The organism is Klebsiella sp. CN_Kp075, assembly GCF_040065055.2.
GTDB classification, from domain to species: domain Bacteria; phylum Pseudomonadota; class Gammaproteobacteria; order Enterobacterales; family Enterobacteriaceae; genus Klebsiella; species Klebsiella aerogenes.
This window is the reverse complement of sequence record NZ_CM198050.1, coordinates 3,856,779-3,869,279: the sequence shown is the minus strand read 5'-3', so window position 1 is coordinate 3,869,279 and position 12,501 is coordinate 3,856,779. Positions and strand designations below refer to the sequence as shown.

General features: G+C 59.0%; 11 protein-coding genes. 10 read left to right on the top strand and 1 reads right to left on the bottom strand.

The annotated features are described in order from the left end of the window. Window positions 1–97 precede the first annotated feature (97 nt). From entC to ABLV78_RS18560, 7 genes are all read left to right on the top strand, one after another. Window positions 98–1,273, top strand: coding sequence for an isochorismate synthase EntC (gene entC / locus ABLV78_RS18590; protein ID WP_047049358.1), 1,176 nt, complete (start codon window positions 98–100; stop codon window positions 1,271–1,273). 9 nt (window positions 1,274–1,282) lie between these two features. Continuing rightward, a complete protein-coding gene (gene entE, locus ABLV78_RS18585; RefSeq protein WP_047049356.1) occupies window positions 1,283–2,890 on the top strand; it encodes a (2,3-dihydroxybenzoyl)adenylate synthase EntE in 1,608 nt (535 codons plus the stop codon). A 13-nt stretch (window positions 2,891–2,903) separates the two neighbouring features. Next, window positions 2,904–3,755 (top strand): enterobactin biosynthesis bifunctional isochorismatase/aryl carrier protein EntB, encoded by an 852-nt coding sequence (gene entB, locus ABLV78_RS18580; protein WP_047049353.1) that lies wholly within the window; start codon window positions 2,904–2,906, stop codon window positions 3,753–3,755. Next, window positions 3,755–4,510 (top strand): 2,3-dihydro-2,3-dihydroxybenzoate dehydrogenase EntA, encoded by a 756-nt coding sequence (gene entA / locus ABLV78_RS18575; RefSeq protein ID WP_047049350.1) that lies wholly within the window; start codon window positions 3,755–3,757, stop codon window positions 4,508–4,510. Before entB ends, entA begins: the two co-directional genes overlap by 1 nt. Continuing rightward, window positions 4,511–4,924, top strand: a complete 414-nt coding sequence (gene entH, locus ABLV78_RS18570) for a proofreading thioesterase EntH (RefSeq protein WP_047049345.1) — start codon at window positions 4,511–4,513, stop codon at window positions 4,922–4,924. Window positions 4,925–5,221: 297 nt separating this feature from the next. Further along, window positions 5,222–7,327 (top strand): pyruvate/proton symporter CstA, encoded by a 2,106-nt coding sequence (gene cstA / locus ABLV78_RS18565; protein WP_047049343.1) that lies wholly within the window; start codon window positions 5,222–5,224, stop codon window positions 7,325–7,327. Between the two features lie 103 nt (window positions 7,328–7,430). Next, window positions 7,431–7,628, top strand: a complete 198-nt coding sequence (locus tag ABLV78_RS18560; RefSeq protein ID WP_045392899.1) for a YbdD/YjiX family protein — start codon at window positions 7,431–7,433, stop codon at window positions 7,626–7,628. 232 nt (window positions 7,629–7,860) lie between these two features. Here the strand turns inward: ABLV78_RS18560 and ABLV78_RS18555 are convergent, their stop codons facing one another. Further along, the gene (locus ABLV78_RS18555; protein ID WP_045392902.1) at window positions 7,861–8,604 is read right to left on the bottom strand and encodes an SDR family NAD(P)-dependent oxidoreductase; all 744 of its coding nucleotides are present in this window, start codon (window positions 8,602–8,604) and stop codon (window positions 7,861–7,863) included. A gap of 306 nt (window positions 8,605–8,910) precedes the next feature. Between ABLV78_RS18555 and ABLV78_RS18550 the strand changes: the two genes are divergently transcribed. Genes ABLV78_RS18550 through ABLV78_RS18540 form a run of 3 tightly spaced genes read left to right on the top strand, consistent with a single transcriptional unit; the run spans window position 8,911 to window position 12,493 of the window. Further along, entirely contained in the window at window positions 8,911–10,413 is a 1,503-nt protein-coding gene (locus ABLV78_RS18550) for a sugar ABC transporter ATP-binding protein (protein WP_047049341.1), read from the top strand. Continuing rightward, complete coding sequence (locus ABLV78_RS18545; RefSeq protein WP_032714059.1) at window positions 10,410–11,408, top strand: ABC transporter permease; 999 nt, start codon at window positions 10,410–10,412, stop codon at window positions 11,406–11,408. Before ABLV78_RS18550 ends, ABLV78_RS18545 begins: the two co-directional genes overlap by 4 nt. Before the next feature lie 20 nt (window positions 11,409–11,428). After that, window positions 11,429–12,493, top strand: coding sequence for a sugar ABC transporter substrate-binding protein (locus ABLV78_RS18540; protein WP_047049337.1), 1,065 nt, complete (start codon window positions 11,429–11,431; stop codon window positions 12,491–12,493). Window positions 12,494–12,501: the final 8 nt, after the last annotated feature.

Sequence of the window (12,501 nt, the reverse complement as noted above, 5' to 3'; positions counted from 1 at the left end):
TTGTGCGGTTGACAAGGAGAGCAATACCTTTTAGGTTAGCCAACAAAAATATAAATGATAATTATTCTTAATATCTTTATCGTTTTTGGAGGATGATATGGAAACGTCACTGGCTGAGGATGTACAGGAAAAAACGCAGACCCTGTCGCCGCAAAGCTTCTTCTTTATGTCGCCGTACCGCAGCTTCAGTACCACCGGCTGTTTTAGCCGTTTTTCCCAACCTGCAGTCGGTGGTGATTCGCTGAACGGCGAGTTTCAGCAGAAAATGGCGGCCGCATTTGCCGAAGCCCGCGCGGCGGGGATCCGCAAGCCGGTCATGGTCGGGGCGATCCCGTTCGACACCAATCAGCCTTCCGAACTCTATATCCCCGAACGCTGGGAATCTTTCTCCCGTACCGACAAACAACAGTCCGCGCGTTACGCGGCGCCGCTCAAGGCTATGGATGTTGTCGATCGTCAGGAGATCCCGGAGCAGGACGAGTTTCTGGCGATGGTAGAACGTGCCGCCGCGCTGACGGCGACTCCCGAAGTCGACAAAGTGGTGCTCTCCAGGCTGATTGATATCACTACCCGCGACCGGGTCGATAGCGGCGCGCTGCTGGAACGGCTGATCGCCCAGAACCCGGCGAGCTTTAACTTCCATGTCCCGTTGTCAGACGGCGGGGTACTGCTGGGCGCCAGTCCGGAACTGCTGTTGCGTAAAGAAGGGCTGCACTTCAGTTCTCTGCCGCTGGCCGGCTCCGCCCGCCGCCAGCCTGACGATGTGCTGGATCGGGAAGCGGGCAACAAGCTGCTGGCGTCAGGCAAAGATCGCCATGAGCATGATCTGGTCACGCAGGCGATGAAGAGCGTGCTTGGCCCGCGCAGCAGTCAGCTGTCGCTACCGGAATCGCCGCAGCTGATTACCACCCCGACGCTCTGGCATCTGGCGACGCCGATCGAAGGTACGGCGCTGGCGGAAGAAAACGCCATGTCGCTGGCCTGTCTGCTGCATCCGACTCCGGCGCTGAGCGGCTTCCCGCATCAGGTGGCAAAGCGGCTGATAGCCGAGCTCGAACCGTTCGATCGCCAGCTGTTTGGCGGCATCGTCGGCTGGTGCGATGACGAAGGCAACGGCGAATGGGTGGTGACCATCCGCTGCGCGCGCCTGCATCAACGCTCGCTGCGCCTGTTTGCCGGCGCGGGTATCGTTCCGGCCTCCTCGCCGCTGGGCGAATGGCGCGAAACCGGCGTCAAACTGACCACCATGCTCAACGTATTTGGCTTGAATTAAGAGGCAAGGATGATTGCATTTACCCGTTGGCCGGCAGAGTTTGCGGCCCGCTATCGTCAAAAAGGTTATTGGCAGGATCTGCCGTTAACCAATCTGATTACCCGTCATGCGGAAAATGATGCCGTGGCGATTATCGACGGCGAGCGGCAGATTAGCTACCGCCAGTTTAACCAACTGGTGGATAACCTCGCGTCCTCCCTGCAGCATCAGGGACTCAAGCGCGGAGAAACCGCGCTGGTGCAGCTTGGCAACGTCGCTGAGTTTTACATTACCTTCTTTGCGCTGCTGCGTATCGGCGTCGCTCCGGTTAACGCCTTGTTTAGCCACCAGCGCAGCGAACTCAACGCCTATGCCGCGCAGATTAAACCGGTGTTGCTGATTGCCGATCGCGAGCACGCGCTGTTTGCTGACGATAGTTTCCTTAATGGTTTTATCGCCGAGCATCCTTCGCTGCGCGTCGCGCTGCTGCGTAACGACGGCGGCGAGCGCGATCTGGCAACGGAAATTAACCGTACGGCGGATAACTTTGTCGCCAATCCGACGCCGGCTGACGAAGTCGCCTTTTTTCAGCTCTCCGGCGGCAGTACCGGGACGCCGAAGCTTATCCCGCGTACCCACAACGATTACGACTACAGTATCCGCCGCAGCAACGAGATCTGCGGTATTAACGCCGATACGCGCTATCTCAACGCATTGCCAGCGGCGCACAACTATGCGATGAGCTCGCCGGGCTCACTGGGCGTCTTCCTCGCCGGCGGCCGGGTGATCCTCGCCGCTGACCCGAGCGCCACGCTCTGTTTCCCGCTAATCGAAAAACACCAGATTAACGTCGCGTCGCTGGTGCCGCCGGCGGTCAGCCTGTGGCTGCAGGCTATTCATGAATGGGGCGGTAACGCGCAACTGCAATCGCTGCAGCTGTTGCAGGTTGGCGGAGCGCGCCTGTCCGCGACGCTCGCCGCGCGTATCCCGGCGGAAATCGGCTGCCAGCTGCAGCAGGTGTTCGGCATGGCCGAGGGACTGGTTAACTACACCCGCCTCAACGATAGCCCGCAGCGAATTATCAACACCCAGGGTTGCCCGATGTGCCCGGACGACGAAGTGTGGGTAGCGGATGCCGATGGCAACCCGCTGCCGCGCGGCGAAGTGGGCCGTCTGATGACCCGCGGTCCTTATACCTTCCGCGGCTACTACAACAGCCCGCAACATAACGCGGAAGCCTTTGATGCCGATGGATTTTACTGCTCAGGCGATCTGATTTCGATCGATGAAGATGGCTATATCACCGTCCAGGGGCGGGAAAAAGATCAGATCAACCGCGGCGGCGAGAAGATCGCCGCTGAAGAGATCGAAAACCTGCTGCTGCGCCATGAGGCGGTGATCCACGCCGCGCTGGTCAGCATTGAAGACAATCTGCTCGGCGAGAAGAGCTGCGCTTATCTGGTGGTGACCTCGCCGCTGCGCGCCGTCGCGGTACGTCGCTTTCTGCGCGAGCAGGGCGTGGCCGAATTTAAATTGCCGGATCGCGTGGAGTGCGTTGCCGCGCTGCCGCTGACGCCGGTGGGCAAAGTCGATAAAAAACAATTACGTCAGTGGCTGGCCGAAGGCAAGCTGGGCTGAAGGAGAACAGAAAATGGCAATCCCTAAATTACAGGCTTACGCGCTGCCGGAAGCCAGCGATATCCCGGCGAACAAAGTTAACTGGGCCTTTGAGCCGTCGCGTGCCGCGCTGCTGATCCACGATATGCAGGAGTATTTCCTCAACTTCTGGGGCGAAAACAGCGCGATGATGGAGAAAGTGGTGGCTAATATCGCCGCCCTGCGCGACTTCTGCAAACAAAACGGTATTCCGGTGTACTACACCGCCCAGCCGAAAGAGCAGAGCGATGAAGACCGCGCCCTGCTGAATGATATGTGGGGGCCGGGGTTGACCCGCTCGCCGGAACAGCAGCAGGTGATTGCCGCGCTGGCGCCGGATGAACAGGATACGGTGCTGGTGAAATGGCGCTACAGCGCGTTTCATCGCTCGCCGCTTGAAGAGATGCTGAAAGAGACCGGCCGCGACCAGCTGATCATCACCGGCGTTTACGCCCATATCGGCTGCATGACTACCGCCACAGATGCTTTTATGCGCGATATCAAACCGTTCTTTGTCGCCGACGCGCTGGCGGATTTCAGCCGCGAAGAACACCTGATGGCGCTGAAATACGTCGCCGGCCGTTCCGGACGCGTGGTAATGACCGAAGAGCTGCTGCCGCTGCCGGCCTCCAAAGCGGCGCTGCGCGCGCTGATCCTACCGCTGCTCGACGAATCCGACGAACCGCTGGATGATGAAAACCTGATCGACTACGGCCTGGATTCGGTGCGCATGATGGCGCTGGCCGCCCGCTGGCGCAAAGTGCACGGCGATATCGACTTCGTGATGCTGGCGAAGAATCCGTCCATCGACGCCTGGTGGGCGCTGCTCTCCCGCGAGGTGAAATAATGGCGGCGCTGGATTTTCGCGGTCAGACCGTGTGGGTGACCGGCGCAGGTAAAGGCATTGGCTATGCCACCGCGTTGGCTTTCGTCGAGGCCGGAGCCAACGTCACCGGTTTCGACCTTGCCTTTGCCGGCGAAGGTTACCCGTTTGCCACCGAAACGCTGGACGTCGCCGATGCCGACCAGGTACGCGACGTATGCGCGCGTTTGCTCAACGACATCGAACGACTGGATGTACTGGTGAATGCAGCTGGGATCCTGCGCATGGGCGCGACCGATCAACTGAGCGCGGAGGACTGGCAGCAAACCTTCGCGGTGAACGTTGGCGGCGCGTTTAATCTGTTTCAGCAGACGATGGCGCAGTTCCGTCGTCAGCGTGGCGGGGCGATCGTCACCGTCGCTTCCGATGCCGCGCATACGCCGCGTATCGGCATGAGCGCCTATGGCGCCTCGAAAGCGGCGCTGAAAAGCCTGGCGTTAACCGTCGGGCTTGAGCTGGCAGGGAGCGGCGTACGCTGCAACCTGGTGTCGCCGGGCTCTACCGATACCGACATGCAACGTACCCTGTGGATCAATGACGATGCGGAACAGCAGCGGATCCGCGGATTTGGCGAGCAGTTTAAGCTTGGCATCCCGCTGGGCAAAATCGCCCGCCCGCAGGAGATCGCCAATACCATTTTGTTCCTCGCCTCTTCTCACGCCAGCCATATCACGCTGCAGGATATTGTGGTCGATGGCGGCTCGACGCTGGGGGCGTAAATGGCCTGGAAACGAGAGCTCACGCTTGCGGCATTGAACGCCAGCAGCGAAAACACCATGGTGGCGCATCTTGGCATCGTCTACACCCGGCTGGAAGAGGGGCTGCTGGAGGCGGAGATGCCGGTGGATGCGCGCACGCATCAGCCGTTTGGCCTGCTGCACGGCGGCGCTTCCGCGGCGCTGGCGGAGACGCTGGGCTCGATGGCCGGTTGGCTGATGACCGAGGATGGGCAGTGCGTGGTGGGCACCGAGCTTAACGCTAGCCACCATCGTCCGGTCTCCAGCGGGAAAGTACGAGGCGAATGCCGACCGCTGCATCTTGGCCGCCAGAGTCAGAGCTGGGAAATTGTGGTGTATGACGAAAGGGGGCGGCGCTGCTGCACCTGTCGTCTGGGTACCGCGGTGCTAGGCTAAGAAGCCGCTATTTCCCCGGCTTGCGCTGCGCTGAGCCGGGCTACCAAATCGCACAGCGCTGTAGCCCCGGTAAGCGGTAGCGCCACCGGGGGTTTTGAGGCCGCCACCCGACAAAAAAACGACACCGTTCACGGTAATCCTTTCATTTATTTTCCTGTCTTAAGTGATCCCGCTAGCAATGTGAGATAAATCTCCGCCGCGGTGCATCATCCGCGCTGTTTCGAAGTTGTTAAATTCTGCGTTGTGTTCTAGAAACAAACTGTAACATCCTGATTACCCTACCGGTGGACCACAACAATGAATAATTCAGGGAAATACCTCATCTGGACACTGCTCTCCGTGATCGGAGCCTTTGCCCTCGGCTATATCGCCTTAAACCGGGGTGAGCAGATAAACGCGCTGTGGATTGTCGTCGCGGCGGTCTGCGTTTATCTGATCGCGTATCGTTTCTACGGCCTGTATATCGCCAAAACCGTCCTCGGCGTTGACCCAACGCGAATGACCCCGGCGGTGCGTCATAATGACGGCCTCGATTATGTACCGACCGATAAAAAAGTGCTGTTCGGTCACCATTTTGCCGCGATTGCCGGCGCAGGGCCGCTGGTGGGGCCGGTGCTTGCCGCGCAGATGGGCTACCTGCCGGGGATGATCTGGATCCTCGCCGGCGTGGTGCTGGCCGGCGCCGTGCAGGACTTTATGGTGCTGTTTGTTTCGACCCGTCGCGATGGCCGTTCGCTTGGCGAACTGGTTAAAGAGGAGATGGGGCCGACCGCTGGCGTACTGGCGCTGGTGGCCTGTTTTATGATCATGGTGATCATCCTCGCGGTACTGGCGATGATCGTGGTGAAAGCATTGACCCACAGTCCGTGGGGGACATACACCGTCGCCTTTACCATCCCGCTGGCGATTTTTATGGGTATCTATATTCGCTACCTGCGCCCGGGGCGCATCGGCGAGGTGTCGGTGATAGGCCTGGTGATGCTGGTGTTCGCGATCATTTCCGGCGGCTGGGTGGCTGAAAGCCCGACCTGGGCGCCGTGGTTTGATTACACCGGCGTACAGCTGACGTGGATTCTGGTGGGTTACGGCTTTGTTGCTGCGGTACTGCCGGTCTGGCTGCTGCTGGCGCCGCGCGACTATCTCTCCACGTTCCTGAAAATCGGCACCATCGTTGGTCTGGCGATTGGCATCCTGATTATGCGCCCGACGCTGACCATGCCGGCGCTGACGAAGTTCGTTGACGGCACCGGCCCGGTATGGACCGGCAACCTGTTCCCGTTCCTGTTTATCACCATCGCCTGCGGCGCGGTTTCCGGCTTCCACGCTCTGATCTCCTCAGGCACCACGCCGAAAATGTTGGCCAACGAAGGGCAGGCCTGCTTTATCGGTTATGGCGGCATGTTGATGGAATCCTTCGTCGCGATTATGGCGCTGGTGGCGGCCTGTATTATCGATCCGGGCGTCTACTTCGCGATGAACAGCCCGATGGCGGTGCTGGCGCCGGCGGGGACGACTGACGTCGTGGCCTCGGCGGCGCAGGTAGTGAGCGGCTGGGGCTTTAGCATTACCCCGGATACGCTGAATCAAATAGCCAGTGAGGTCGGCGAACAGTCGATCATTTCACGCGCCGGCGGCGCGCCGACGCTGGCGGTGGGGATGGCTTACATTCTGCACGGCTCGCTGGGCGGGCTGATGGATGTCTCTTTCTGGTACCACTTCGCCATTCTGTTTGAGGCGCTGTTTATCCTGACGGCGGTTGATGCCGGCACCCGCGCGGCGCGATTCATGCTGCAGGATCTGCTGGGCGTGATTAGCCCCGGGTTGAAAAAAACCAGCTCGCTTCCGGCTAACCTGCTGGCGACCGCGCTGTGCGTCCTGGCGTGGGGCTACTTCCTGCATCAGGGGGTGGTTGACCCGCTGGGCGGTATTAATACCCTGTGGCCGCTGTTCGGTATCGCCAACCAGATGCTGGCGGGGATGGCGCTAATGCTGTGCGCGGTGGTACTGTTCAAGATGAAACGCCAGCGCTATGCGTGGGTGGCGCTGCTGCCGACAAGCTGGCTGCTGATTTGTACGCTGACCGCCGGCTGGCAGAAATCGTTTAGTCCGGATACCAAAGTCGGCTTCCTGGCCATCGCCAATAAATTCCAGGCGATGATCGACAGCGGTACCATTCCGCCGCAGTATACGGAATCGCAGCTGGCGCAGCTGGTGTTTAATAACCGTCTCGATGCCGGGCTGACTATCTTCTTTATGATTGTGGTGGTGGTTCTGGCGCTGTTCTCGATCAAAACCGCGCTGGCGGCGCTGAAAGAGGATAAACCGACGGCGAAAGAGACGCCGTATGAAGCGATGCCCGCGGATGCGCAGACCTTAACGGCGCAGGCGAAGCGCGCGCATTAACCTGTTTGCCGGGAGGCGCTAGCGCTGACCCGGCCTACCTTTCTTCTCCTCCCTCTCCCTGTGGGAGAGGGCTGGGGTGAGGGAAATAAGCGAGAAACTCATTATGTTCGACACCCTTTCCAAAGCAGGAAAATATTTAGGCCAGGCGGCGAAGATGATGATCGGCGTGCCGGATTACGATAACTACGTCGAGCATATGCGGCTGACCCATCCGGATCGGACGCCGATGACCTATGAAGAGTTCTTTCGCGAACGCCAGGACGCGCGCTACGGCGGTAAGGGCGGGGCGAAGTGCTGCTAGCCTTCTTTCGGTAAGTAGAGGCTGATTTTCTTTATGCATCACGTCGCATACTTCACCTGACAGCATTACGTCATCATAGCAATCGTGTTCGATTTCAATATCTTCCAGATCGTCGTCGGTTTCGTCGTCGATCTCTGCCATCTATAAACGCAGGTAAGAGGCAAAGCGTAACCCGTCGAGGCTGCGCGGGAAGGCCTCTGCCGGGCGACAGAGGCTTGCAGAAAATAGGCGATCAGGCGTTCAAGCCGCCATCCACGTCGAGCCCCGTACCGGAGATCTGCCCGGCGGCCGGGCTGGCCAGGAAGGTGACCGCCGCGGCAATGTCTTGCGGCTGGCCGTAGTGACCGACCGCAATCATCTGGCGCTGGGCTTCCGCCTGTTCCCCATCCTCCGGGTTCATATCGCTGTTAGTCGGCCCTGGATGGACAAGGTTAACGGTGATCCCGCGAGGGCCTAAATCACGCGCCAGCCCACGGGTCAGGGAGTTGAGGGCGGACTTGGTCATGGCGTAAACCGCGATACCCGGCATGGCTACGCGGTTGGCCAGACAGCTGCCGATGTTGATGATCCGTCCGCCATCGGACATATGCACCAGTGCTTCCTGGATGGCGATAACCACCCCACGAATATTGACGTTGATAAGGGCGTCAATGTCCGCCAGCGTCATGGATTCCAGTGGACCGCCGCGGGCGATGCCAGCGTTGTTGACCAGAATATCCAGTCCGCCGAGGGCCCGGGCCGCATGGGTGACGGCATCCTGAATGGCCTGCGCGCTGGCGCTGTCGGCCTGCACCGCTTCGCCGTACCGACCCAGGGCCTTTATTTCATCGGCAACCGCCTGGGCTTTATCGGCCGATTTTTCATACGTAATAACCACATCGGCGCCGGCGCGCGCCAGCGACAGCGCAATAGCGCGACCCAACCCACGGCTGGCGCCGGTAACCAGCGCCTTCTTACCTGTTAAATCGATCTGCATGATGACCTCGTTGCGAGAGTGGTGAGAATCATCATTAGGTATAGACGGTCGGGGTGATTAACGGCTGAAGTATTCCACCTTCTCGAACGCCGCGCGCAGAACGTCAGGGTTAACGTCATCGGCAGGCTAAAGCGCTACCCCGGTGGGAAGCAGTCCTTATAGGTGTTGGGCTAACCTGATGTTATGTCTGGACATCCAGATGGCTAATATTATTTGGTTTTATCTTATGCTTTTTACGCAGTTGTCAGGCATCGGCGGCTGTGAAAAATTCGTTAAATCAGAATATTAATTGCCCCGGGGAGGGTGATGAGCGTGAATCGCCTTGAGATGCATAACATTAGCCTGGCTTTTTCCGGTTTTCAGGCGCTGAGCAAGGTGGCGTTTACCCTTAAGGGCGGAACGGTGCATGCGTTGACCGGCGCCAACGGCGCTGGCAAATCGACGTTGATGGCGGTGTTGTGCGGGACGCATGCCGATTACGAAGGCGAAGTGGTGATCAATAACCAGCCGGTTAGCATTCGTTCGCCGCGCGATGCAAAGCAACTGGGAATTCATCTGGTACAGCAAGAGGTGGATGTTGCGCTGGTTCCGGGGTTGAGCATTGCCGAAAATATCATGCTGGACAGGCTGGCTGAGCCGGGTGCGGTTTTTCGCTGGTCGCATGTGCGTCAGCAGGCGCGCGATGCGCTGGCGCAGCTTGATATTGCGCTGGATGTTCGACGTTCAATCGATAGCTGTACCCTTGCCGAAAAGCAGCAAATTCTGCTGGCTCGCGCACTGTCGCACCATTGCCGTTTTTTGATTCTTGATGAACCCACCGCGCCCTTGGATCAGCACGAAAGCGAACGCTTATTTACGGTGGTTCGTCGTCTGCAGCAGCAGGGGATCGGCGTGGTCTTTATTTCGCACCGTATTCATGAACTCAAAGCGATTTGCGACACCCTGACGGTGCTGCGCGATGGCCGTTTAATCGAAAGCGGCCCGATGGCCGAGCTCAGCGGCGAGCAGATCGTCGAAAAAATGCTCGGTCACGAGCTGAGCGATATTTTCCCGCCTGCGCGTCCGCCGCACGGCGCAGAGGTGCTGTTGCAGGTTGAGGGTTTGCATGACGAGGCGCTGTTGCAGGATATCTCGCTACGCCTGCATAAGGGGGAAATTCTCGGTATCGCCGGCTTAGCGGGCGCGGGAAAAACTGAACTCTGCAAAGCCTTATTCGGCGCCAGTAAAAGCCGCCTGCGCCACGGCGAACTTAACGGCCGGCCGTGGCGGCCGCGCGACCCGGCTGATTCCGTCCTCCAGGGCCTGGCGCTGGTACCGGAAGAGCGGCGCAAAGAGGGGATATTCATCGATGAGGCGATCGCCATGAATCTGGCGGTCAGCGCCGATAACAGCTTTTCGCGCTGGAGCCTGTTCGGCCATCGGCAGGCGTGGCGGTGGGCGCAGGAAGTTATTGCCCGTATCGGCGTGCGCGCCACCGGGCCGGGGCAGACGCTGCGTCGGCTCTCCGGCGGTAATCAGCAAAAAGTGGCCATCGGCAAATGGCTGCGCGGCAGTGCAAACGTGCTGATTTTCGACGAACCGACGAAAGGGGTGGACGTTAAAGCGAAAACCGATCTGTTTCAGTTGATTGATGGCCTGGCGCGGGAAGGCCGGGGCGTGATTTACGCCTCCGGCGAATTTTCCGAGCTGGTAGGCCTGTGCGATCGCATCTGCGTGCTGTGGGATGGGCGCATTGTGGCGGAAATTCCCGGCGCCGAGGCGCGGGAAGAGACGATTCTTTATTACTCCACCGGAGGAGCGGCAGCGTGAGCAAGGCCCTGGCAGTCAACGCGACGGTATCGGGCCGTCAGCGGTTTTTCGATTTTCTCTATAAATGGGGCATGTTGCTGACAGTGGTGCTGCTGGTTGGCGTCTTTGGTTTAGCCTCGGATAACTTTCTTGACCCGTTTAACATCATCAACATTCTGCGCTCCATCGCTATTGTGACGGTGATTGCCATTGGGGTGTCGATTTCGCTCACCATCGGCGGCTTTGATCTGTCGGTGGGGTCGACGGCGTCGCTGGCGAATGCGTTAGTGATTTCGTTGTTTGTCTGGCACGGCCTGAACACCACTGAAGCCATTCTGATCACCCTCGCGCTCTGTACGCTGGTGGGGTTATTCAACGCGTTTCTGATCGTAGTGCTGCGCATTCCTGACATGCTCGCCACGCTTGCCAGCCTGTTTGTGATTCAGGGCGTGGCGATGACCTACAGCTACGGCGGCTCGATCACCGAAAATATGGTGCTGCCGAGCGGCGAAATGGCCGAAGGCACGATCCCGGCAGCATTTGGCGCGCTGGGGCAGGTGCCGACCATCGTCATTATCATGCTGGTGGTGACGTTAATCGCGCAGCTGGCGCTGTCGTTCACCACCCACGGGCGGCGGATGTACGCCATCGGTGGTAATCCGGAGGCGGCGCGGCTTTCCGGGTTGCGGATCACGCGCTATAAAGTAGCGGCCTACGTGATTGCTTCGCTACTGGCCGGATTGGGCGGCATTTTACTGGCATCAAGGATTGGCTCTTCCCAGGTGAACGCCGGCGGCGGTTACCTGATGGATGCGGTCGCGGCGGCGTGGATCGGCTTTTCGCTGGCGGGCTCCGGCAAACCGAATGCGCTGGGGACGCTGGTGGGAGCGGTGATCCTCGGCGTGCTTTCCAATGGCCTGGTGATGCTCTCGGTGCCGTATTACGCGATGGACATTATTAAAGGGCTGGTGCTGGCTGGCGCGCTGGCACTGACCTATTTTCAGCGCCGTACCTAACATTTTACAGGGTAAACAAAATGAAAAAGATAGCACTTTCTCTCATGGCGCTGGGCCTGCTGCAGTCGATGGCAGCGCTGGCGCAGACCCCGACGCCGGTTCCGGCGGCGATCGCTGAGCATAACGGCCCGATCCGCATCGCGGTGATTCGCAATCTCGGTTCTGACGATAACACCACCCAGTTTGTCGCCGGGGCGATTCAGGAAGGTAAAAAACTCGGTTTTAAAGTTAGCACCTTCCTGAGCAACGGCGATGACGCGAAATTCCAGGATTTCGTCAATCAGGCTATTAGCCAGAAATACGACGGTATTATTCTTTCCCAGGGGCGCGATCCCTACTCGACCGCACTGGTGAAAAAAGCGGTCGATGCCGGGATAAAAGTGGCGGTATTCGATACCGCGGTGCAGGGAACTATCCCCGGCGTGACGGTTAGCCAGCAGGATGACGCCTCGTTGACCGAGCTCTCTTTTGGCCAACTGGTAAAAGACTTCAACGGCAAGGCCAACATTATCAAGCTATGGGTGGCAGGATTCCCGCCAATGGAGCGCCGTCAGGCGGCCTACCAGACGCTGCTTAAACAAAATCCGGGGATTAAAGAGCTGGAGTCGCTCGGTGCCGTGTCATCCGACGTGCAGGGCGACACCGCCAACAAAGTCGGCGCGATTCTGGCCAAGTATCCCAAAGGTAAAATTGACGCCATCTGGGGCACGTGGGATGCCTTTAGCCAGGGAGCCTATAAAGCACTGAAAGAAAACGGCCGTAGTGAAATCAAACTCTACAGCATCGATATTTCCAATCAGGATTTACAGCTGATGCGGGAAGCTGGTAGTCCGTGGAAGGTTAGCGTGGCGGTCGACCCGAAACTCATCGGCGCCACCAACGTCCGCTTGATCGCCAATAAAATTGCCGGGGAAAGCACCCCGGCTACCTACGATTTCAAGGCGGCGGCGATTCCGCAGGCGCTGCTGGCGGCACAGCCGGGGGCGGTCAACGTGGCATCGCTGGGGAAAGTTATCCCTGGCTGGGGGCAAACCGAAGACTTTATCGCCCCGTGGTTTGCCACGCTGGAAGCCCAACATAAATAATCAAGCGA